This is a genomic window from Microbacterium sp. 4-7 (assembly GCF_014332665.1).
In the GTDB taxonomy this organism is placed as follows: Bacteria; Actinomycetota; Actinomycetes; order Actinomycetales; family Microbacteriaceae; genus Microbacterium.
Genome location: NZ_MCRH01000003.1, coordinates 1 through 21524, shown reverse-complemented (window position 1 = coordinate 21524; position 21524 = coordinate 1). Strand labels below are relative to the sequence as shown.

Here is a 21524-nt window from a genome sequence, read left to right as displayed (position 1 = left end):
CACGACTTTCTGCCATTCCGGGCGATAAGAATCGCGCTTCTTTCGCTAGTTTCAAGGAATGGCTCCTTCCGGCATCCACCTCGCGACTCTCGGCCACCGCATCAGGCACCACCGCCTCGAGAAGGGCTTCACGCTCGATGAGCTGGGCGCACTCGTCGGCGTCGCCGGTTCGCAGCTGAGCCTGATCGAGAACGGCAAGCGCGAACCGAAGCTCTCGCTGCTGCAGGCCATCGCGCTGGCGACGGGCACCGAGGTCACCGACCTCATCTCGGGCGAGCCGCCGAACCGTCGCGCCGCTCTCGAGATCGAACTCGAACGCGCCCAGGAGAGCCCGGTGTTCCGGCAGCTCGGCATCGCCCCCGTGCGCGTCACGAAGGGGATGAGCGACGAGACGATCGAGTCGCTTCTGGGCCTTCATCGCGAACTCCAGCGACGCGAACGAGAGGCGATCGCCACGCCCGAAGAAGCCAGACGAGCGAACACCGAGCTGCGTCTGCGGATGCGCGAGCAGAACAACTACCTCGCGGACATCGAGAGACTCGCCGAGAAGCAGCTGCGGTCCGCCGGGCACGTGCAGGGCGCGCTGACGCACCGCACCGTGAGCATCATGGCCGACAAGCTCGGCTTCGAACTGATCTACGTCAACGATCTGCCGCACTCGACCCGCTCGGTCACCGACCTCGAGAACGGGCGCATCTACCTGCCGCCCGCATCGATCCCCGGGGGTCACGGCCTGCGGTCCATGGCACTGCAGGCGATGGCGCACCGACTGCTCGGCCACACCCCGCCCACCGACTACGCCGACTTCCTGCAGCAGCGGCTCGAGATCAACTACTTCGCCGCCGCGTGCCTGATGCCCGAGACGGCGTCCGTCGCCTTCCTGCAGCAGGCGAAGAAGGATCGCAACCTCGCGGTCGAAGACTTCCGCGACGCATTCGGCGTGACCCACGAAGCGGCCGGGATGCGCATGACGAACCTCCTCACCCAGCACCTGGGCATGTCACTGCACTTCCTCCGTGTCGACGCCACCGGTGCGATCACGAGGGTCTACGAGAACGACGACCTCCCCCTGCCGATGGACGTCACGGGCGCTGTCGAGGGCCAGCGGGTGTGCCGGAAGTTCCAGGCGCGCGCGGCGTTCACGCAGCAGAACCGCACGAACGAACACCACCAGTACACCGACACACCCTCCGGCACCTTCTGGTGCTCGACGCAGACCGGCGCCTCGACCGACGGCGAGTTCTCGATCACGGTGGGCGTTCCCTTCGACGACGCGCGCTGGTGGCGTGGGCGCGAGACCGCCGACCGCGCGGTCTCGACCTGCCCGGATGAGGCGTGCTGCCGCCGCCCCTCGGCCGACCTCACCGAACGGTGGAACGGGAAGGCCTGGCCGAGCGCCCGCGTGCACACCCACATGTTCTCGCCGCTCCCCCGTGGCGCGTTCCCCGGCGTCGATGACAACGAGGTCTACAACTTCCTCGGACGCCACGCGAGCGAGTGATTCGCACCGACTCGGCGACTCAAAGGTCGAGGAAGCGCGTGAACCGAGCGAGGGCCGCCCGCACCGCCTCGTCGTCGACCGGCCGCGAATCCGGCACTGACTCGAAGAGCTCCGGCGGAGACCCGAGCGAGGCGCTCGCGTGCGTCCAGCATCCGATCACCCGGCCATCGGCGACGAGCGTCGCCCGCACCATGCCGTTCTTGCCCGGTCCGACGAGAGCGAGATGCTCAGGGGCGCAGACATCCGTGCGGTCGGCGTAGGAGATGTAGTACTCGTCGAAGGCTCCGAGCGCCAGCACCGCCGGGGCACTCGATGACCGCCGCGGACGAGCGACGCCGACGAACACCCCCTCGTCGACCTCGACCACGCGCGCCGCCGCGCGATCCCGCGCCTCGCGCGCCTGCCCCAGCGTGAGGCCGGACCACCAGGCGAAGTCAGCGACTCCGGCCGGCCCGTGCCCGTCGATGTAACGCACGAAGAGCTCGGCGAGCGGGTCATCGGGGGCCGCATGCTCGCTGATGTGCTGATCGACCAGGACGAAGCGCTGCTCCCGACTCACACCGTCGCGCGCGACCACCGGACCCTGGCAGATCAGGCCGTCGAGCGTGAGCTCGCTCAGCAGGTGGATGCCCCGCTGCCCGGCCGGGTCGATGCCGACACCGGCGAACACCTCGAACATCTCGGCCCGCGTGAGGCCTCCGTCACCCAGGCGAGGCACGGCTGCCGCCACGACCGCCGCGACCATCGGCGCGTCGATTCCGAGATCGCGGCGCCTGCCCGCCGCCTGTCGACGCTGCCGCTCAGCGGTCACGGACATCACCCAGCGAAGGTCACGCGCCGGAATGATGTGCAGGGTGCCGCGCATGGTCCACGCGCGCACCAGGTCGCCCCGGGCGAAGGCCCGGTCGACCGCGCGGAGCGGCGGCTCGCCACGGGTGCGCGAAGCCAGGACCCACCGTCCGGCGGTGAAGTCCTGGCTCTGCACCGCGAGCATGTGCGACGCGGCATCCGTCACCGTGCGCGCCGGAGCGCTGAGGCGATGCGAGCGGAGCCGCTCGGCGCGCAGAGTCGCGGTCTTCATGCCCTCATCATGCCGGGCACGACCGACATCGCGCACTCACCCGTGCAGCGTCACCTCGCGACGTTCCGGCAGCACGATCGGATGCGAACCGGCCATGACCTCGAGCACGCGGATCACCTGGCACGAGTACCCGTACTCGTTGTCGTACCAGACGTACAGCACGACGTCGCGGTCGTTCGCGATGGTCGCGAGACCGTCGACGATGCCCGCGCGATGCGAGCCGACGAAGTCCGTCGAGACGACCTCGGGGCTCTCGACGTAGTCGATCTGCTGACGCAGCTTCGAGTGCAGCGAGACGCGACGCAGGTAGTCGTTCAGCTCGTCCTTGACCGCGGGGCGCTCGAGGCCGAGGTGCAGCACGGCCAGCGAGACGTCGGGGGTCGGCACGCGGATCGCAGAGCCGGTGAGCTTGCCCTCGAGCTCGGGCAGCGCTCGCGCGACGGCCTTGGCCGCCCCCGTCTCGGTGATCACCATGTTGAGCACGGCCGAGCGGCCGCGACGATCGCCGCTGTGGAAGTTGTCGATCAGGTTCTGGTCGTTGGTGAACGAGTGCACGGTCTCGACGTGCCCGCGCACGATCCCGTAGGCCTCATCGATCGCCTTGAGCACGGGGGTGATGGCGTTCGTCGTGCAGGAGGCGGCGGTGATGATGCGGTCGTCCGCCTCGATCGTGTCGTCGTTGATCCCGTGCACGATGTTCTTCAGCGCGCCCTTGCCGGGTGCGGTGAGCAGCACGCGAGCGACGCCGGTCGATTCCAGGTGCCGGCTGAGTCCTGCGTCGTCGCGCCAGCGTCCCGTGTTGTCGACGACGATCGCGTCGTGGATGTCGTACGCCGTGTAATCGATCGTCGAGGGGTCGTCGGAGTAGATCACCTGGATGCGGGTGCCGTTCGCGATGATCTGGTCGGCGTCCTCATCGACCGTCACGGAGCCTGCGAAGCGGCCGTGCACCGAGTCGCGGAGCAGCAGCGACGCGCGCTTGACGAGATCGTTCTCCGAACCGCGGCGCACGACGATGGCCCGCAGACGCAGGCCACTCCCACCACCCGTGTGCGCGATGAGGATGCGCGCAAGCAGGCGCCCGATGCGTCCGAAGCCGTAGAGCACGACATCGGTGGGGGCCGCTGCGACCGCTCCGACCGCCGGCGCGAGCGCCTCGGCCAGATAGGCGTCGAGGGGCAGCTCGCTGTCGGAATGACCTGCGGCGAGGCGCGCGAGGTCGAGCGAGGATGCACCGGGGGCGAGTTCGTGGACGCCCTCGAGCACGGCCAGAGTCTCGTCGACGGCGAGTCGCTCATGCCCGAGCTGCGCCACCCTGTCGTGCACCTCGACGATGCCGGTGGCCGACAGACCGAGAAGTCGGTGGCCGTGGAGGGAGGTGACCACATCACGCTCGCGCTTGAGGGCGCCGATGAGCGGGATCATCCGCTCGGCCAGCTCTTCTCTCGCCGTCCAGTCGTCGTGGGGTGCGGCGGTTACGTTCATCTGCGTCCTTGCATGTGTGAGCGCGCCGAGGTCGCCGGCGCGCGAGATTGCCGGGTGAGCTTCGGGGGATGCCTCCAGGGTACGCGCCGGGCGCGAGGGTTCTGAAATCAGAGGCCACGCGCTGCCCGGACCGGCCTCGGTGGCCGATCCGACTGGCCGGCCGTCAGAACCCGAGGCACATGACGGAGACTCCCGCCGCCATCGCCCACGACTCGACCGCGAGCAGGCGGGCGGTACGCCCCTGATGCACGGGGACGAGCACCCACTCGGCGACGACCGTCCAGAGCACGACGCCGATGACGCCGACGATCACGAGCGCCGAGAGGAGCCCGCCGAGCCCATGCCCACCGTGGGCCCCGACCTCGGCCGCCCCCGCCATCGCCTGGCCCGTCGACAGGCTCTCGAACGAGCAGATCGCCATGACGAGCGACACCAGTGCACGGTGACAGCAGGTGGCGGCCGCGGGCGTTCCACGCACGCCCGCTGTGCCGAGCATCGCGGAGACGAGGAGCACGAGTGCGGCCACCAGGCCGATCAGCGGATCGCCACCGCTCACCGCGATAACGATCATCGCCGCTGCCATGATCAGGGCGCTCTGCCTCCCCTGCCACGGCACAGCCCGCCAGACGGCGATGCACGCAGCGGCGGAGACGACGGCGGCGAGCGCCATCAGCCACGGTGCTGCGGGGAGGAGGTGATCCACACACGCATCATATTGATCAATCGCTCAAAATAGCGAGACCCGTGACTCATGCACCAGGATGGAGCATGTGCCCCGCGTCGTAGACCACGATGAGCGCCGCCGGCAGATCGCCGAGGCGCTGCTCGCCGTGGCCGCGCGCGACGGCCATGAGGCGGTGTCGTCTCGTGCCGTGGCCAAGGAGCTCGGTGTCGCGACAGGCTCGCTCTGGCACTACTTCGACGGGTTCGACGACGTCGTGCGTGCAGCCGCTGTGGAGATCACCCGACGCACCGACGAGCGCATCCGGTCGGTGACGACCGGGCTCCGCGGGCTGAGCAGACTCGACGCCCTCATGCGGGAGGTCCTCCCCGTCGACGCGGAGACGCGCACGGAAGCGTATGTCGTCGTCGGATTCTGGGGGCGCCTCGCGACCCTCGCCTCAGACCCGGACGCCGGCTCCCCCACTCGCGCGACCTGGCAGAACGGCATCAGCGAAGCCATCGACGAAGCGGTCGCCGACGGCGAGCTGTCCCCCACCACACCGAAGCACGCGGTGATGTCGCTGCTCCGTTCGATCACCTACGGACAGCAGGTGCTGGAGGTCACCGAGCCCCGTGGCGCGGACGCTCACCTCGCGGTGCTCGACAGCATCCTCGCGCCCTGGCGCGCCTGAGTCACTGCCACACCCCGCACGCTCGCGCCACCTGCCAGCCGCGCACGCTCACTCGGCCTACTGACGATGTGCTCTTGTGCGCCTCGTCGCGCCGTCGTATCATCGACCCAATCCGTTTATTGAGCGATCGCTCGAAATAGTGAGGTACGCCGATGTCCCACCCCCAGTCCGTCTCCATCGACCGGATCGCCGCGCCGCACCCGCTCGACCCCCTCACCGGCGAGGAGATCGCGGCGGCCCGAGCCGTGCTCGAGTCCGCAGGACTTCTCGGCGAGACCGTCCGCGTGCCGATGCTGCTGCCCGATGAGCCCACCAAGGAGGAGCTCGCCGCATGGAGGCCGGGCGCCCCCATCGATCGCCGCATCGACGCGACCCTGCTCGACACGGCGACCGGCGTCGCGAGCGAAGTCGTCGTCTCGATCACCCGCGGCGAGGTGCTGCGCGCCGAGCGGGTCCCCAACGATGCGCCACCCTACGGCCAGCCCCAGTACCTCTTCGAGGAGTACGAGCGCGCTGAGGCGATCGCGAAGGCGTCACCAGAATGGCAGGCGGCGATGACGCGCCGAGGACTCGCCGCGCACATGGCCCTCGCCTTCTGCGGACCGCTCGCACCCGGGTACACCGGCCGCGCCGATGAGGTGGGCCGCCGGGTCATCCGCTCTCTCACCTTCCTCAAATACGACGAGCACGACTCCCCCTGGGCGCATCCCGTCGAAGGGCTGGTCGTGCACATCGACCTCACGACGAACAGCGTGATCCGCATCGACGACGAGGGCGACGTGCCTGTGCCGGCGGGCCACGGAAACTACTACCCCGAGGTGCAGGGCGCCGCGCGCACCTCGCTCAAGCCGATCGAGATCACGCAGCCGGAAGGCCCCAGCTTCGCCGTCAGCGGCTCGCTCGTCGAGTGGGAGAACTGGTCGATGCGGGTGAGCTTCAACGCTCGCGAGGGTCTCGTGCTGCACGACGTCAGGTTCGACGGACGGTCGGTGCTCAATCGGGCGAGCGTGCCCGAGATGGTCGTGCCCTACGGCGACACCGCACCCGGGCGCTTCTGGATCAGCTACTTCGACGCCGGCGAGTACCTTCTCGGCAAGAACGCGAACCACCTCGAGCTCGGCTGCGACTGCCTGGGGGTGATCCGCTACCTCGACGGCTATGTCGCCGACGACCACGGCCATCCGGTGCGCATCCCGAACGTGGTGTGCATGCACGAGGAGGACTACGGCATCCTCTGGAAGCACACCGACCTCGCCGGCCGCTCGGACGTGCGCCGCTCGCGCCGCTTCGTGGTGTCGTACTTCTCGACGATCGGCAACTACGACTACGGGTTCTACTGGCACTTCTCCCTCGACGGCTCGATCGAGGTCGTCACCAAGGCCACCGGGATCGTGTTCGCCGGCGCCGGCGAACCGGGGGTGCGGCAGAAGCACGCCACCGAGCTCGCGCCGGGCGTCTTCGCGCCAGTGCACCAGCACCTGTTCTGCGCACGGCTCGATGTCGCCGTCGACGGCGAGGAGAACCGTCTGGTCGAGATCGACGCGCAGCGCATCCCGATGGGGCCGGACAACCCGTTCGGCAATGCCTTCACGTGGTCGGAGACTCCGTTGCTCTCTGAGGGCGGGGCGCAGCGGGAGGCGGACACCTCGGTCGCGCGCGCGTGGGAGGTGCAGAGCACAACTCGGACAAACCACGTCGGCCGCCCCACGGCCTATCACCTGATCCCGGAGCCCACCGCTCTGCTGATGGCCGACCCCGCGTCATCCGTCGCCGCGCGTGCGGCGTTCGCGACCAAGCATCTCTGGGCCACCCGCCATGAACACGGGCAGATCTGGCCGGCCGGCCGGTATCCGAACGCGCACCAGGGAGGCTCCGGCCTGCCGGAGTACTCGGCGGGCGACCGTTCGCTCGACGGCGAGGACATCGTGCTGTGGCACACTTTCGGACTCACGCACTTCCCGCGCCCCGAGGACTGGCCGATCATGCCGGTCGACTATGCCGGATTCTGGTTCAAGCCGAACGGCTTCCTCGATCAGAACCCCGCGATGGATGTTCCCGAGTCGTCTCAGGCGCACGTCACCGAGGACGCCGGATGCTGCGGAGGTGGCGAGGGCTGCACCTGCTCCCATTGAGCCGCGGCGTCGGCCTCGGCGGTCGACGCGGCGTCGTCATCGGGAACGCCCTGGCGGAAGCACGCGGCGAAGGTACCCCTCACGACAGTGCGGCGATCGCGACACGGAGGATGCCGTCGGCGCTGTCGAGCGCGTGGGCCGAGGCTTCTGCGGACGCCCCCGTGGCGACCATCAGGATCGCGAGCTTGACCGATCCCCCCGCCGCATCCAGGGCGGCGGAAGCCTGGTCGACCTCTGCGCCGGTGAGCTCCGTCACGGTGCGGATCGAGCGCGCGCGCAGCTTCTCGTTCGTCGCCTGAAGATCGACCATCACGCCGTGATAGGTCTTGCCGAGCTTGATCATCGACAGCGTGGTGAGCATGTTCACGACGAGCTTCTGGGCTGTTCCCGACTTCAGACGCGTCGATCCCGAGATGAACTCGGGCCCCGTGACCACCTCGATCGCGATCTCGGCGACCGCACCGATCTCGGATGCCGGATTCGAGGCGATCGCCACGGTGAGCGCGCCGACTCCCCGAGCGAACTTCAGACCGCCGACGACGTACGGGGTGCGACCCGACGCCGAGATCCCGACGACGGCGTCGCGCTCGGTGAGGCCGAGCTCGCGCAGCGAGGCCGCTGCCGCCGCGTCGTCGTCCTCGGCATTCTCGACCGCCGACCGGATGGCCGTCTCGCCTCCGGCGATCAGCCCCACCACCATCGAGGGGTCGGTGCCGAAGGTCGGCGGGCATTCGCTCGCGTCGAGAACTCCGACGCGGCCTGCGGTGCCCGCCCCGAGATAGATGAGTCGTCCGCCGGCGCGGAAGCGGGCGGTGATGCCGTCGACCGCCGCGGCGATCTCCGCACTCCGCTCGCCGACGGCCGCCGGCACACGATGATCTTCCGCGTTCATGCGCCGCACGAGCTCATCGGTGTCGAGCAGATCGAGGTCGCCGCGATCGGTCGTCGACGCCTCGGTGCCGAGCGTCGAGAGGACGTCGAGGAGCGCGGTCAGTCTGGCGTGTTCATTCGGCACGATGCACGAACCTTTCGTGGGGAAGATCGGTGCGCTCCGCGAGCAGGAGCGCACCGTCGAGGGCATCGCCGGAGGAGACGACGACCGTGCGGTCAGCGGCGCGGAGCGCCTGGGCGAGCGACGAGCGGAACCAGACGTGGTCGGTGAGCCCTCCGTGCAGGGCGACCTCGCGACTGCTCGAGGACGCCGCGATCGCCGACGCGACGAGCAGGCGGATGCCCTCGGCGGCGATGTCCGCGGAGACGGCGTCGCCGCTCTGCGCCGCATCGAGGAGCAGCGGCGCCAGAGTCGCGAGACGGCGAGGCACCGGCCCGTCCATGGAGATCCAGGCGGGAACCGCGGCGGGCTCGCCGATCGTCGCCGCGACCGCATCGGTGAGCACGGTCTCGACCGCGAGCCCGACCGAGGCGCGCAGGACGGCACGCAGCGCCTCGCGCCCGAACCAGGATCCGCTGCCGAGGTCTCCCAGCTCGGGACCCCACCCGTCGACCAGCGTCGCCACCTCGCCGTCGATGCCGAGGGCCGCAGCGCCCGTTCCGGCGATCAGCAGTACGCCCGCACCGCCCCCGAGCGCTCCGGCATGAGCGGACACCACGTCGGAGGTCACCGCGACGGGCACGTGAAAGGCATCGGCGAGGACGGCGGCGAGCTCTGATGCGGCCTCGGGGGCGGCCCAGGCTCCGGCCGCACCCACCGAGACCGCGGAGATCTGTGCATCGAGATGATCTCTCATCGGCAGAATCGCGGCGAGAGCTGCGTCGACGCCCCCTGCGGCCGAGAGCCCGGGAGCCCCGATCCCGTCGTACACGGGACGCCGGGGCACTCGACGCTCATCCGCGGCAGAGACGACGCCAGAGTCGACGCCGGATGATTCGGCGATCAGGGCCCGGCAGCGCGACTTGCCGAGGTCGACGGCGACGAGAGCATGCGAAGAGGGCATGAAAATAGTCTACGCACGAGCATCCGATCATGAAAGAATTGTTCACACGCCCGAAATCCGCCTCTGACGCAGGAGAGCCATGAGCATCCAGACGACGATCGCCTCGGCCGCCGAGAAGCTGCCGCCGTCGCTGGCCCGCATCGCTCGGACGATCGCCGATGATCCCACCATCGTCGTCGACAGCACGATCACCGAGATCGCGGCGAGGTGCGACACCTCGGTCGCCTCTGTCGTCCGCTTCTGCCGCACCATCGGCGTGAACGGCTACGCCGCGCTGCGGATGGCGCTGGCCACAGAGCTCGGTCGCGAATCCGTGCAGTTCCCCGCGGCATCCGGTTTCGGATCCGAGATCTCCGCGGCCGACACCCTGCGGGAGGCGACCGCGAAGGTCGCCGCACTCGAGCTGCTGGCCATCGAGGAGACCGTCGCGAACCTCGACTACGACGAGCTCGCGGCCGCGGTCGAGGCGATCGACGACGCCGACCGCGTCCTGCTCTTCGGGATCGGCGCGAGCGGACAGGCGGCTGCGGATCTCGGCCGCAAGCTGCTCCGCATCGGACATGCGGCGATCGTCCTGACGGACGCGCACGAGGCGAGCGCCGCCGCATCGCTCGGAGCGAGGAAGACCGTGGCGATCGGGTTCTCCCACTCGGGAACGACCCGCGAGACCGTGCACTTCCTGCAGACGGCACGGGCGGCATCCGGCACCACGATCGGCGTCACGGGTGGGCCGGCCTCGCCGCTCGCCGAGAACTGCGACCACGCCCTGCTCACGCGGGCGCGTGAGCCTCGCCTCCGCGCGGGCGCGATGGTGAGCCGCATCGCGCAGCTCGCACTGGTCGACTGCCTGTTCGTCGGCGTCGCCCAGCGCCGGCACGCGCACACCATCCATGCGCTGCAGCGCACGGCGGATGCCACGCAGCCGCTGCGCTGAGGACCGACGCTCAGGCCGGGGTCGGACCGGGCCGCTGCCCCGCGTGCACGGACCCGGCGGGGTGCGCTGACGCGGCAGGGTGCACCGATCCTGCGGTCCGGAGGAACACGATGATCCAGCTGAAGATCAGCACCGCCGCGATCAGCTCGACCGCCGTGAGGTTGTAGTAGCCGACGGCGAAGAACACGCCGAGCAGCACGATCACGAGCACGTAGATCCACCCGAGCACCACGAACACCCGTGGGATCGTGCGCACGAACCACGGCAGCCCCACGACGATCACGGCGAACGCGACGGTCATCCCGGTGGCGACGGTGTTGTGCACGAGGAAGAACTCGTCGACCGGGAAGATCCCGACGCACGCGAGGAAGATCCCGATCAGGATCAGCCCGCCTCGCACCACGCGCCGTCCGCGACGATCGACGTGGTCGTCGACCGGCAGTCCCGCCGTGGCATAGCGGGCGATCGTCGTCACCAGGACCCCGGCGATGATCAACGTCGCGTTGAAGGCCAGAGACGCGCTGTTGCTGCTCATCCCCAGCGCCGACAGGTTGTCCTGCCACCAGTGCACATCGCTGGAGGCGAGCATCGCCGCGAAGGCGCCGACCACGAGGAAGACCGCCAGGACGAGGGAGAGCACCATCGGCGTGAGCGCCACCGCGCTCAGGAACGTCACATAGGCGGTGAGAGCGAACGCGACGGCCACCAGGATCGCCCCGGGGAAGGCGAACACCGGGGCGTCGGTGAAGCTGCGGTCGAGCAGTTCGGCGATTCCGAGCCATCCGAGGTACGCGATCGCGGCGTGCGCGAAGGCGATGGCGGCCAGGTCGTACCAGCGCAGCCGATCCCCGGGGACGCTGAATCCATCACGGGTGCCGTCCGGCGCGACCACCGCCGGTCGCACGACGAGACGCCCGAGCGCGAACGCCAGGACGGCGGTGATCGCGCCGCCGTAGGCGGCGAACGCGCCGATCGAGCCGGTGCCGCTGATCGCCATCTCCTGACCCCAGAAGACCGGCCACCCGATGGCGAAGCCGAGCACGAAGAACACCGCCCCGACTATGAGCGCGGTGGCCTCGAAGACCGCATCCGCTGTGTCGGGTCCGCGCAGCTGACGCAGGACCTGCATGACCTTCTCGCCGAGATATCGCATCACTGGCCTCCGCCCACATCATAGAAGCCTCGCCCTCCGGACCGCGCCGGTGATAGCATCACGGCACGGATCGTATACAACGTCGTCGTTCCACCACCCGAGGTGATCAGTCATGAACGGTGCACTCGCCGCCCCCGCCGAATCGGTGTCGACGCTCGTCGCGCGCAACATCAGCGAGTTCCGGGCCGCCGTCTCGGAGTCCTTCGTGCCGCTCCAGGTGTCGACGGCCGGGCCCGACCACTTCCGCGGGATCATCCGCGGCGCCTCAGTCGACGAGGTGCACGTCAACGAGGTGCGCGCCACCTCGCACGTCGTCGAGCGGACACCCGAGCTCATCGCACGCAGCGACCGGTCGTACTTCAAGCTGAGCCTCATGCTCGCCGGCACCGGGATGCTGATCCAGGACGACCGGGAGGCCGTGCTCCAGGCCGGCGATCTCGCCGTCTACGACACCGACCGCCCGTACTCGCTGGTCTTCGACGACGACTTCCGCACGATGGTCGTGATGTTCCCCAAGCACCTGATCAGCCTGCCCTCCGACATGATCGGCCAGCTCACCGCGGTGCGCATCTCGGGTCAGGGTGGCCTCGGCGGAATGGTCGTGCCGTATCTGACGCAGCTCGCAGGCAACCTCGACCAGCTCGCCGGCACGACAGGGGCACGACTGGCGCACAGCGCGCTCGACCTCGTCACGACGGTGTTCACCCGCGAGCTGGGCCTCGACGAGGTGTCGGCCGACCCTCATCGCGCGCTCGTGCAGCGCATCCGCTCGTACATCGACCGCAACCTCGCCTCGACGGATCTCGGACCCGCGACCATCGCATCGGCGCACTTCATCTCGACCCGTCACCTGCACGGCCTGTTCCAGGAGCAGGGCGTGACGGTGTCGACCTGGATCCGCACCCGCCGCCTCGAGCAGTGCCGTCGCGATCTGCTCGACCCGATGCTCGCCGACCGGCCCGTCGCCGCGATCGCGGCCCGATGGGGCTTCGTGGATGCGGCGCACTTCAGCCGCGCGTTCAAGTCGGCGTTCGGCATCTCCCCCAGCGAGTACCGCGCGGCGCACTGAGCGCAGCGCAGCGGGAGAACGTCCGTCAGGGGACGTAGACCGGCGGCGCGAACATCGTGCCGCCGTACAGCATCTGCACGGCGGCGAAGCCCGGCAGAGACACGGCCGCCACGAGCGCAAGCGCGAGCATCGCACTGAGAAGCACCCCGCGGCGTCCTCCGTCCCGGACGGCGAAGAAGGCGCCGATCGCGATCAGGGCGTGGAGCACCAGCACGGGCACGAGGCCGATGGTGAACCCCCAGCCCTCCATCGTCGACCCTGCGGAGACGGCCTTCGACTGCTCGCTGAACTCCTCCTCGTACGACATCCCGCACCAGACCCACGCGACGGCGAAGAACAGGAGAGCGAAGAAGATGGATGCCGTCCAGGCGACCGCCTTCACCGCCGGCGAGAGGGCGGCCCGGGGTTCTGTTCGCATGACTCATCCTGACACCCGCCCGGAGCCGCGCCGCTGACGCCACGGCGGATTCCCAGGCCCGTCCTTGCTCTGCAGGGCACGCCGGTTGACTGTCGGCGCGCGATGGCGCCGCTTCTCTTGAGCGGATGCCAGGGCGAGCCGGAGCATGAGGCAAGCACACCGCGAGGATGCGGTGCCCGGGGCGAGGACGCTCCGCCGCATGCGACGTCAGGACTCCCATGACCGCTCCCGTCACGACCGATCCCGCACTCGACGAATGGCGCACGTACGACGAGTTCGCCGCCGGGATCGACACCTTCCGACTGCCGAACGCCTCGCTGTCGGGCACCGCGCTGACGCTCACGCTCGACGATGGCTCCGCGCTGGCGCTGACGTTCGATGCGGTCGCTGTCACCTGGTCAGGACTCGGCGAGTCGGGCACCGACCCGTACGACGCCGTCGCAGTGCGCGACGACGTCGTCTTCGTGAACATCCCGCTCGAGAGCCGTGAACGCGAAGCGATCACCGTCGTCTATTCGACCTCGACCCACCGGGCCACCGTCGTGCGTTCACGCATCGCCGCCGAGGCTGTCGAGGGCACACCGCAGGTCAGTCAGGACTTCTGGGCGGCGACGACCGATGCCGGTCCCGCGACGGGCGAGGTGCCGGGGCCGAGCCGAGACCTCATCGGCAAGCGCAACATCTATCGGTACAGCCCGCACCACCTCTACGAGCACGTCTACATCTCGAGCCGGCGCTACGCCTGGCAGTGCCTCGAGGGCGTGCAGCGGGGCCACGGCGACATGGACCTGTCGACCGTCTGGAAGTTCGCCGACGGCCTCTACCTCTTCTGCTTCCGGGAGTTCCGCATCGCGGTCGCGAGCGTCTGGCTGCACGACCTCGGCTACCAGCTCATGACGACGGGGATCTTCCTCGGCCTCACCGGCGACGGCGCCGCGGAGCACTCCCGCGGTGGCGGTCACATCTATCCGCTCGGGTCCGTCGACTACCCCGACGCCCAGCCCGTCTGACCCCGCGACGAGATCCAGGAGAGGACCTGCCATGAGCAACGCCGACATCATCGCCGCGCACTACGCGGCCAGCGACCGCGGCGACCTCGACGGCATGCTGGCGCCGCTCGCCGACGACGTGAGCTGGACCGAGGCCGCCGGTTTCCCGTACGCCGGCACGTACATCGGGCCGGATGCGGTCGCGGCAGGCGTCTTCCAGCGCATCCAGGACGAGTGGGACGACTACACGGTCGCGATCGACGAGGTCATCGACGGCGGGGACGTGGTCGTCGGCATCGGCACCTACTCGGGCACGTACCGCGCGACCGGCCGATTCTTCGCGGCACGTGTCGCGCACGTCTGGCGCCTGGCCGATCACCGGGTCGTCGCGTTCGAGCAGTTCACCGACACCGAACTGGTCAACCGCGCGCTGCGCGACTGACCGCAGCACGACAAGCACACGAGAGGCAGGAATCACATGAACAAGCGAGTATCCGGCACTGCGGCGCTCATCGCCGTGGCAGCCCTCACTCTGGCCGGTTGCGCCGGCGGGGACGGCAGCGGTGGTGGCGGCGACGCCCCGATCGTCGTCGGCTCCGTGAACACGATCAGCGGTCCGGCGACGTTCCCTGAGGCGTCGCAGGCGGCGGCCGCGGTGTTCGACGCCTTCAACGAGGCCGGAGGCCTCGACGGACGCACCATCGAGTACAAGACCCTCGATGACAAGGGCGACCCGGCCACAGCCACCGCGTCAGCCCGAGAGCTCGTCGGCAGCGACGGGGCCGTCGCGCTGGTCGGATCAGCGAGCCTGATCGAGTGCGAGATCAACGCGAAGTACTACGAGCAGGAGGAGATCCTCTCGCTGCCCGGCATCGGAGTCGATACCGGCTGCTTCGCGAGCGACAACATCTCCCCCGCCAACGTCGGTCCGTTCAACGACATGACCCTCACGCTGCAGTACGGCTCGGAGGTGCTCGGACTCGACGACATCTGCATCCTGCTGGAGATCGCAGGATCCACCCGACCCACCTACCAGGCGGCGATCGACAAGTGGACCGAGATCACGGGCAAGGAGCCGAAGTACGTCGACGACACCGTGCCGTACGGCGCCTCGGACTACACGCCCTACATCGTGAAGGCCCGCGAACAGGGCTGCAAGGCGCTCGCGATCAACCCCGTCGAGCCCGACGCGATCGGCCAGGTCAAGGCCGCGAACGCGCAGGGCTGGGACGACGTGACCTGGCTCTATCTGACGAGCGTCTACAGCGAGAACTTCGCGGATGCGATCGATGACGCCGGGGCCGGCATCTACGTGCCCGCCGAGTTCTACCCGTTCACGGACGACGACGAGATCAACACCGACTGGCGGGAGCTGATGGAGGCCAACGACATCCCCCTCACCTCGTTCAGCCAGGGCGGATACCTCGCCGCGACCTACTTCATCGAGGTGCTCGAGGGCATGGACGGCGACATCACCCGCGAGACGGTCACCGAGGCGCTGCGCGGAATGGATCCCATCGAGAACCCCATGGTCGGAACGCCCTACGCCTTCGGCACGCAGAACACCGCGGGATGGCCGATCATCCTCGAATCCGGCACGAACGCCTGGGAGAAGGTCGCCGACGACTGGCTCCGCATCGGCGAGTAGCCGCCCTTCACCTGCCGCCGAGCGCATTCTCGGCGGCAGGTCCTCTCCCCCTCACACCAGAAAGGACGCCTCATGCTGCAAGGCGCCATCGCCGGTCTCGCCGCCGGCGGTCTCTATGCGGTCCTCGGAGTGTGCCTGACCCTGATGTCGCGCCTCGTGCGGGTCGTCAACTTCGCCCAGGCCGCGACCGGGATGTTCGGTGCCTTCAGCGCCGTGTGGTTCGTCAGCGAACTGGGGGTACCGATCTGGCTCGGCTCCGTGCTCGGCGTCGTCGTCGGCGGGGCGCTCTCGGCCACCATCGGGTGGATCGCCGCGACCTGGCTCTCCGAGGCCTCCACCACCACTCGCTCGGCGATGACCGTCGGTCCGCTTCTCCTGCTCATCTCGATGTCGTTCATCCTGTTCGGCAACAAACCGCAGCCGTTCACCCCGATCATCGCGGGCCCCGCCTTCTCGTTCGGGGGCGTGGTGATCAGTCAGGTCACCGTCGCCACCGTCGCCATGGCGGTCGTCACGGCGGTCGTGGTGCGGATCGTGCTGCGCCGGACGAGAGTGGGCACGCAGCTGCGCGCGCTCTCCGAGCGCCCCACCACCGCCGAGCTGCTCGGCATCCGTTCCCGTCCGCTCTCCATCGCGGTGTGGTTCGTGACCGGTGTGATCAGCGCGATCGCCATCATGATCGTGGCGCCGTCGCAGTCGAACGACGCGACCAGCCTCGCGATGCTCATCGTCCCCGCCGCTGCCGCTGCGCTGCTCGGCGGCTTCCGCCGTCTCGACCTCGCCGTCGTCGGCGGGGTCGTGCTGGGCGTTCTGGGAGGGCTCGTCGCGCAGATCGACGAAGTGGCGCTCGTGCGCAACTTCCTCCCGTTCCTGTTCATCGTCGTCCTGCTCCTGTGGACGCAGCGCAAGGAGGTGTGGGATGCCGCTCGCTGACCGTCCCTGGTTCCGTCTGTCCTGGCCCCTCGCCGTCGCCGCCGCCGCGGTCGGACTGGGTGCCATCCTGAGCGCGGCGCTTCCGGGGTACTTCGTGTTCCTCGCGATCAGCGCAGTCGTCGCGGCCATCGCGATCCTGGGACTGGGCATCGTCACGGGCTCCGCCGGCATGATCGCGCTGTGCCAGCTCACGTTCGCCGCCGTGGGCGCCTGGATCGTCTCGCTGCTCAACGTCATGCAGGCGCCGGGCGGCTTCGTCGTCTGGCTCCTCCTCGGCGGCATTGCCGCCGGTCTTGCGGGCATCCTCGTCGGGCTCCCCGCGCTGCGGCTGCGCGGCGTCAACCTCGCGGTCGTCACCCTCGGCTTCGCTGCCGCGGCGGATGTCACCCTCGTGCAGATCCAGTTCCCCGGGTCCGCCGACGGCACGGCTGTCGAGCGCCCGACGCTGTTCTCGAACGATCGCGAGTTCTTCTTCCTCTCGGTCGTGGTGCTCGCCGTCTGCGCGCTGGGAGTCTTCTTCCTGCAGCGCGGACGGTGGGGCTCGAGCTGGAAGGCGGTCGCCTTCTCGGAACGCGGCACCGCGGCTGCAGGGCAGAGCGTGCAGAGCGCCAAGCTCACCGCGTTCGCCGTATCGGCCGCACTGGGAGGCATCGCCGGAGGACTCCTCGCCGGCCAGGTGCAGCTTCCGTTCGCATCGAGCTTCACCCCGTTGCAGTCGCTGGCGCTCTACGTCCTCGCCGTCATGTCCGGGGCCCATCTGATCGACATGGCGATCCTCGGCGGCATCCTCTGGGTGCTCGTGCCCGAGCTGCTGAAGCGCTGGGGCGTGCCCCAGGACTGGGCGTTCGTGGTCTTCGGCGTACTCGGCGTGCAGGCGCTCACCAGCGGGACCAACCTCGGTCAGGGCATCCGCAATCTCATCTGGAAGCGCGCGGATCGCAGGACCGCCTCGGCGAAGCTGACCGCGTTGCCTCCCGATGCGGATGCCGAGGATCGGGCGATCACGACAACGACCACCGCGACGGTCGATGAGCGCGCGCTCGACGGTGCACCGGTGCTCACTGTCGACGGACTCACGGTGCAGTTCGGTGCTCTCACAGCGTTGGACGATGTGTCGTTCCAGGTGCCGGCGGCGTCGATCATGGGCCTGATCGGTCCGAACGGCGCAGGCAAGTCGACGTTCGTCGATGCGATCAGCGGGTTCCTGCCGAAGCACGGCGGTCGAGTACTGCTCGGAGATCGTGATCTCGCCGGCCTGTCTCCGACGCGTCGCGCCCGGCTCGGGCTGCGCAGGACCTTCCAGCAGGACAGGGTCCCGCCGTCGCTCACGGTCGGCGCGTACGTGAGGTTCGTCGCTCGACGCCGGCTCGCCGCATCCGACATCGATGAGGTTCTCGAGTTCTTCGGATGCCCGCCGGCGGGTGCGCGCCTGTCGAGCGTCGACGTCGGCACCCGGCGACTCGTCGAGGTCGCGGCGAACGTGATCTCTCGTCCGCGGCTGCTGATCCTCGACGAGCCCGCGGCCGGCCTGTCGCACGATGAGCACCTGGCTCTCGCCGCGCGTCTGCGCGAGCTGCCGGCCCGGTTCGGCGTGGCGTTGATCATCATCGAGCACGACCTCGATCTCGTGCGCTCGGTGTGCCCGACGCTCACCGTGCTCGACTTCGGTCGAGTGCTCGCGAGCGGTCCGCAGGCCGAGGTGCTCGCCAACCCGGAGGTCGTGAAGGCGTACATGGGAGAGACGGAGCTGCTGAAGTGAGCGAACTGGTGCTGGACGGGGTGACGGTCAGCCGGGGCGCGGGGCCGGTGATCTCGGATGTGTCGCTGACCGTGCGCGGTGGCGAGGTGCTGGCGCTCGTCGGACCGAACGGGGCCGGCAAGACCAGTCTGATCGAATCGGTGTCGGGGGTGACCCCGAACTCCGCGGGATCGATGATGCTCGACGGCGAGCCGCTCGACAAGCTGTCCCGGGTGTCGAGAGCGCGGCGCGGCATCGTGCACATCGAGCAGGGGCGAGCGGTGTTCCCATCGCTGACCGTGCGCGAGAACATCTCGCTCACCGCGCGGACGCCTGCGGAACAGGATGCGGCGCTCGCGCAGTTCCCTGAGCTCGAGAAGCGCATCGACTCCCCCACCGCGCTGCTGTCGGGTGGCGAGCAGCAGATGGTGGTGCTGGCACGTGCCTTCGCCGCGAAGCCGCGGATCCTGTTGATCGATGAGATGTCGCTCGGTCTCGCGCCTGTCGTGTTCATGAGGCTCATGCCGATCGTGAAGTCGATCGCCGAGTCGGGCGTCGGGGTGCTGCTCGTGGAGCAGTTCACGCAGCTCGCGCTGGGCCTCGCTCGCGAGGCCGTGGTGGTGGCCGGTGGGCGCGTCTCCTTCCAGGGCACCGCCGAGGCGTTGAAGGAGGATTCGCAGCTGCTGCACCGCGCGTACCTCGGTGGGTAGCGCCGTCAGGTCGGGCTTCAGATGCCGCGGCAGTAGCCTGAGGGGATGACCGAGACCATCAGCGCCCGCGCCGTCCTGCTCGACATGGACGGCACTCTCGTCGATTCGACGGCTGTCGTGGAACGGCTCTGGCTGGCGTGGGCCGAGCCCCACGGAATCGCTCCCGAGACTGTCTTGAGCGTCGTGCACGGCCGGCAGGGGCACCAGAGCATGGCGATCATGCTGCCGGAGCGCGACCACGAGATCAACATCCGCGAGAACGCGGTGATGCTCGCGAACGAGAGCAAGGATGTCGATGGCGTCATCCCGATCGAGGGTGCGGATGCCCTGCTCGCCGCACTGCTCCCCTACCCCCACGCGATCGTCACCTCGGCCGACGTGACGCTGATGAACGCGCGGATGGGCCAGGCCGGCCTGACCGTGCCCGCACTGACGGTCACGGCCGAGAACGTGTCGGCCTCCAAGCCCGACCCCGAGGGCTTCCTGCTGGGTGCGGAGCTGCTCGGCGTCGACCCCGCCGACTGCGTGGTGTTCGAGGACTCGGGCGCCGGCATCCAGGCCGCGCATGCTGCGGGGATGCGGGTCATCGGCGTGGGCGCGCACGCGACGTCTCATCAGCCGACCTTCCATGTCGATGACCTCTCCCAGGTGGCCGTGATTCCGACGGCAGACGGTTTCGAGCTCGCGATTCGCTGATGCGCTGCTGCGGTGCTGCGCTGGTGTGGTGCTGCGGTCGCATCGGTGACGCTCACCCGCGTCATCCGGTGCGGGTGAGCGGCGCGGGGAGTGTGAGTCGCGCCACGCTGAGCCTCGGTGTGCGCCATCGTTCGTCGGGATCCCACCATCCCGGTCCCCGCACCTGCGGGACCCCGTCGTCCATGCGGATCTCCCACCCCGAGGTCCCGAGGGATCGGTGGTGCCACCAGCACAACGGCACCCCGTTGTCGGTATGCGTCGGACCACCCCGCGCATGCTCGACGACATGGTGGATCTCGCACCACGACGCCGGAACATGGCACCCGGGAATGAGGCATTCTTTGTCGCGGGCGATGATCGCCCGGCGTTGGTGCACGGTGAACACCCGGTCTGTGGTCGTGATCCCGATGATCCTGCCCTCATCCACCAGCACCCGTTGAATCGTCCCCGCGCATCCGACGTGCGCGGCGACGGAGACCGGGACGTGGGCACCGGATCCCGGGATCGTCGCCCACCCACCGTTTCCGCCCGCTCCGCCCATTCCGCCCGCTCCGCCCATTCCGCCCATTCCGCCCATTCCGCCCACGAGATCCCTCGCGTCGACGTTCACGACGAGGACCGGCGCGGAACCGCCGAGGGTGGGCATGTCGTTGTGTCGCGCGGCGATCCCGAACACCATCGCGAGAGCGTCGTGACGCTTCTGCGCCGCGGTGCGGTCATCGAGTACACATCGAGGATCCGAGTTGAACGGATCCGTATCGTCACCGTCTGCATCAGCACCAGCACCAGCACCAGCACCAGCACCAGCACCAGCACCAGCGTCGGCACCCTCGCTCGGGGCGAAGTGCACTCCGGGCATGGGCGGGCCGTCGCCTTTGGGGTTGAGGATCGCGTCCAGGATCAGCTGCAACTGCGCCGCGACCTCTGGGGTCAGATACCCGCGGATCGCGTGCACGCCGTCCGTGAGACGACCGATCGTGATGCCCCGCCGGCGCCGGGAGTCCTCATCCTTGGGTTCTTCCCCATCGGGGTCGAACATCGACGCGAGATCCTCGGCAAGGGCCTTCAAGTCCTGCGGGGTCGGCGCCGGACCCGGCTCATCAGCCTCCAGGCCCTCATCATCAGCGTCGACCACGACGCCGTGGCCGCGAGCACACCCCGCCAACGCGACATCCGCCGCCAACCGCTGATCCACCGTCAGCCGATCCCACACCTTCTCGATCGGCCCCGTCGCCGCGAGAAACCCGGCCACCCCGACCACCCCATCCAGCAACGCGAGACGCATCTCCGACCACCGGGCCGGCATCCTCTCCCCCGCCAGACTCACCGGACGCCGCACCAGATCGACGACCCTGTCGACCCGGGACGCGCCCCGCACATCCACCGACACCGCCCGCTGCAACAACTCATTCAGCCCCCGACACCCCGCCGAATGCGGAAAGTCCGCCGCGTCGCCCGTCGCGATCGTCTCGACGATCACGGCCTCCGCGCGGCGGAAGACAGCACCCGCACCCTGCAGAACAGTCACCCGATCCGCATCCGACAACCCCGCGAGCGCGTCATCGGACAGCACCGTGTCGAGGTCGGCGATGACCCGATCCAGAAGCTCCGCAGTGCTGTTCATACCCCCAGTCAACCCGGGGCCACCGACACTCGAGACCCGAAACCACCAAGAATTACCCCAGATCAGATCCGTATTCCAATCTCCCAGAATGGCACAGCGCAGG

General features: G+C 69.1%; 20 protein-coding genes. 12 read left to right on the top strand and 8 right to left on the bottom strand.

Annotated elements, in window-relative coordinates; genetic code table 11:
* The first annotated feature begins 58 nt into the window (after positions 1-58).
* A complete protein-coding gene (locus BEP68_RS04195) occupies positions 59-1501 on the top strand; it encodes an XRE family transcriptional regulator (protein WP_056277833.1) in 1443 nt (480 codons plus the stop codon).
* A 19-nt stretch (positions 1502-1520) separates the two neighbouring features.
* Here BEP68_RS04195 and BEP68_RS04190 read toward each other — a convergent pair whose 3' ends face one another.
* From BEP68_RS04190 to BEP68_RS04180, 3 genes are all read right to left on the bottom strand, one after another.
* On the bottom strand, positions 1521-2582 hold the full coding sequence (locus BEP68_RS04190; protein WP_187249334.1) for a winged helix DNA-binding domain-containing protein: 1062 nt from the start codon (positions 2580-2582) through the stop codon (positions 1521-1523).
* A 36-nt stretch (positions 2583-2618) separates the two neighbouring features.
* Positions 2619-4067 carry a glyceraldehyde-3-phosphate dehydrogenase gene (locus BEP68_RS04185; RefSeq protein WP_056277826.1) on the bottom strand — a complete coding sequence of 483 codons (1449 nt, stop codon included), beginning with the start codon at positions 4065-4067 and terminating at the stop codon, positions 2619-2621.
* A 163-nt stretch (positions 4068-4230) separates the two neighbouring features.
* Positions 4231-4770, bottom strand: a complete 540-nt coding sequence (locus BEP68_RS04180) for a hypothetical protein (RefSeq protein WP_187249333.1) — start codon at positions 4768-4770, stop codon at positions 4231-4233.
* A gap of 67 nt (positions 4771-4837) precedes the next feature.
* Here BEP68_RS04180 and BEP68_RS04175 point away from each other — a divergent pair, with 67 nt between their 5' ends.
* Positions 4838-5422 carry a TetR/AcrR family transcriptional regulator gene (locus BEP68_RS04175; RefSeq protein ID WP_053095466.1) on the top strand — a complete coding sequence of 195 codons (585 nt, stop codon included), beginning with the start codon at positions 4838-4840 and terminating at the stop codon, positions 5420-5422.
* A 152-nt stretch (positions 5423-5574) separates the two neighbouring features.
* Positions 5575-7554 carry a primary-amine oxidase gene (locus BEP68_RS04170; protein ID WP_187249332.1) on the top strand — a complete coding sequence of 660 codons (1980 nt, stop codon included), beginning with the start codon at positions 5575-5577 and terminating at the stop codon, positions 7552-7554.
* Between the two features lie 79 nt (positions 7555-7633).
* On the opposite strand, the gene murQ is transcribed toward BEP68_RS04170, so the two are convergent.
* Together murQ and BEP68_RS04160 are read right to left on the bottom strand one after the other, a co-directional pair.
* The gene (murQ, locus tag BEP68_RS04165; protein WP_187249331.1) at positions 7634-8569 is read right to left on the bottom strand and encodes an N-acetylmuramic acid 6-phosphate etherase; all 936 of its coding nucleotides are present in this window, start codon (positions 8567-8569) and stop codon (positions 7634-7636) included.
* Complete coding sequence (locus BEP68_RS04160) at positions 8559-9509, bottom strand: BadF/BadG/BcrA/BcrD ATPase family protein (RefSeq protein ID WP_187249330.1); 951 nt, start codon at positions 9507-9509, stop codon at positions 8559-8561. The genes murQ and BEP68_RS04160 overlap by 11 nt, the downstream gene beginning before the upstream one ends.
* A 79-nt stretch (positions 9510-9588) precedes the next feature.
* Between BEP68_RS04160 and BEP68_RS04155 the strand changes: the two genes are divergently transcribed.
* Positions 9589-10443 (top strand): MurR/RpiR family transcriptional regulator, encoded by an 855-nt coding sequence (locus tag BEP68_RS04155; RefSeq protein ID WP_187249329.1) that lies wholly within the window; start codon positions 9589-9591, stop codon positions 10441-10443.
* 10 nt (positions 10444-10453) lie between these two features.
* On the opposite strand, the gene BEP68_RS04150 is transcribed toward BEP68_RS04155, so the two are convergent.
* Entirely contained in the window at positions 10454-11596 is a 1143-nt protein-coding gene (locus BEP68_RS04150; RefSeq protein WP_187249328.1) for a DUF998 domain-containing protein, read from the bottom strand.
* Positions 11597-11708: 112 nt separating this feature from the next.
* Between BEP68_RS04150 and BEP68_RS04145 the strand changes: the two genes are divergently transcribed.
* Positions 11709-12665 carry a helix-turn-helix domain-containing protein gene (locus BEP68_RS04145; protein WP_053095460.1) on the top strand — a complete coding sequence of 319 codons (957 nt, stop codon included), beginning with the start codon at positions 11709-11711 and terminating at the stop codon, positions 12663-12665.
* Positions 12666-12690: 25 nt separating this feature from the next.
* Here the strand turns inward: BEP68_RS04145 and BEP68_RS04140 are convergent, their stop codons facing one another.
* On the bottom strand, positions 12691-13083 hold the full coding sequence (locus BEP68_RS04140; RefSeq protein ID WP_187249327.1) for a hypothetical protein: 393 nt from the start codon (positions 13081-13083) through the stop codon (positions 12691-12693).
* A gap of 218 nt (positions 13084-13301) precedes the next feature.
* On the opposite strand from BEP68_RS04140, the gene BEP68_RS04135 reads away from it, so the two are divergent.
* From BEP68_RS04135 to BEP68_RS04105, 7 genes are all read left to right on the top strand, one after another.
* Positions 13302-14093, top strand: coding sequence for a MoaF C-terminal domain-containing protein (locus BEP68_RS04135; RefSeq protein WP_187249326.1), 792 nt, complete (start codon positions 13302-13304; stop codon positions 14091-14093).
* A gap of 31 nt (positions 14094-14124) precedes the next feature.
* Complete coding sequence (locus BEP68_RS04130) at positions 14125-14514, top strand: nuclear transport factor 2 family protein (protein ID WP_072590934.1); 390 nt, start codon at positions 14125-14127, stop codon at positions 14512-14514.
* A 36-nt stretch (positions 14515-14550) separates the two neighbouring features.
* Complete coding sequence (locus tag BEP68_RS04125; protein WP_072590933.1) at positions 14551-15720, top strand: ABC transporter substrate-binding protein; 1170 nt, start codon at positions 14551-14553, stop codon at positions 15718-15720.
* 72 nt (positions 15721-15792) lie between these two features.
* On the top strand, positions 15793-16653 hold the full coding sequence (locus tag BEP68_RS04120; protein WP_053095455.1) for an ABC transporter permease subunit: 861 nt from the start codon (positions 15793-15795) through the stop codon (positions 16651-16653).
* Entirely contained in the window at positions 16640-18412 is a 1773-nt protein-coding gene (locus BEP68_RS04115; protein ID WP_187249325.1) for an ABC transporter permease subunit, read from the top strand. Before BEP68_RS04120 ends, BEP68_RS04115 begins: the two co-directional genes overlap by 14 nt.
* Positions 18409-19101 carry an ABC transporter ATP-binding protein gene (locus tag BEP68_RS04110; protein WP_187249324.1) on the top strand — a complete coding sequence of 231 codons (693 nt, stop codon included), beginning with the start codon at positions 18409-18411 and terminating at the stop codon, positions 19099-19101. Before BEP68_RS04115 ends, BEP68_RS04110 begins: the two co-directional genes overlap by 4 nt.
* A 45-nt stretch (positions 19102-19146) precedes the next feature.
* Positions 19147-19797: an HAD-IA family hydrolase gene (locus BEP68_RS04105; RefSeq protein ID WP_072590931.1), complete on the top strand. Its 651-nt coding sequence runs from the start codon at positions 19147-19149 to the stop codon at positions 19795-19797.
* 61 nt (positions 19798-19858) lie between these two features.
* On the opposite strand, the gene BEP68_RS04100 is transcribed toward BEP68_RS04105, so the two are convergent.
* Positions 19859-21421, bottom strand: a complete 1563-nt coding sequence (locus BEP68_RS04100; protein WP_187249323.1) for an HNH endonuclease signature motif containing protein — start codon at positions 21419-21421, stop codon at positions 19859-19861.
* Positions 21422-21524 lie beyond the last annotated feature (103 nt).

Excerpts from the sequence above, each read along its gene's own strand:
- BEP68_RS04195 (WP_056277833.1), top strand. The coding sequence starts at position 59 with ATGGCTCCTTCCGGCATCCACCTCGCGACTCTCGGCCACCGCATCAGG.
- BEP68_RS04190 (WP_187249334.1), bottom strand. The coding sequence starts at position 2,582 with ATGAAGACCGCGACTCTGCGCGCCGAGCGGCTCCGCTCGCATCGCCTC.
- BEP68_RS04185 (WP_056277826.1), bottom strand. The coding sequence starts at position 4,067 with ATGAACGTAACCGCCGCACCCCACGACGACTGGACGGCGAGAGAAGAG.
- BEP68_RS04170 (WP_187249332.1), top strand. The coding sequence starts at position 5,575 with ATGTCCCACCCCCAGTCCGTCTCCATCGACCGGATCGCCGCGCCGCAC.
- BEP68_RS04160 (WP_187249330.1), bottom strand. The coding sequence starts at position 9,509 with ATGCCCTCTTCGCATGCTCTCGTCGCCGTCGACCTCGGCAAGTCGCGC.
- BEP68_RS04155 (WP_187249329.1), top strand. The coding sequence starts at position 9,589 with ATGAGCATCCAGACGACGATCGCCTCGGCCGCCGAGAAGCTGCCGCCG.
- BEP68_RS04150 (WP_187249328.1), bottom strand. The coding sequence starts at position 11,596 with ATGCGATATCTCGGCGAGAAGGTCATGCAGGTCCTGCGTCAGCTGCGC.
- BEP68_RS04145 (WP_053095460.1), top strand. The coding sequence starts at position 11,709 with ATGAACGGTGCACTCGCCGCCCCCGCCGAATCGGTGTCGACGCTCGTC.
- BEP68_RS04140 (WP_187249327.1), bottom strand. The coding sequence starts at position 13,083 with ATGCGAACAGAACCCCGGGCCGCCCTCTCGCCGGCGGTGAAGGCGGTC.
- BEP68_RS04135 (WP_187249326.1), top strand. The coding sequence starts at position 13,302 with ATGACCGCTCCCGTCACGACCGATCCCGCACTCGACGAATGGCGCACG.
- BEP68_RS04130 (WP_072590934.1), top strand. The coding sequence starts at position 14,125 with ATGAGCAACGCCGACATCATCGCCGCGCACTACGCGGCCAGCGACCGC.
- BEP68_RS04125 (WP_072590933.1), top strand. The coding sequence starts at position 14,551 with ATGAACAAGCGAGTATCCGGCACTGCGGCGCTCATCGCCGTGGCAGCC.
- BEP68_RS04120 (WP_053095455.1), top strand. The coding sequence starts at position 15,793 with ATGCTGCAAGGCGCCATCGCCGGTCTCGCCGCCGGCGGTCTCTATGCG.
- BEP68_RS04115 (WP_187249325.1), top strand. The coding sequence starts at position 16,640 with ATGCCGCTCGCTGACCGTCCCTGGTTCCGTCTGTCCTGGCCCCTCGCC.
- BEP68_RS04105 (WP_072590931.1), top strand. The coding sequence starts at position 19,147 with ATGACCGAGACCATCAGCGCCCGCGCCGTCCTGCTCGACATGGACGGC.
- BEP68_RS04100 (WP_187249323.1), bottom strand. The coding sequence starts at position 21,421 with ATGAACAGCACTGCGGAGCTTCTGGATCGGGTCATCGCCGACCTCGAC.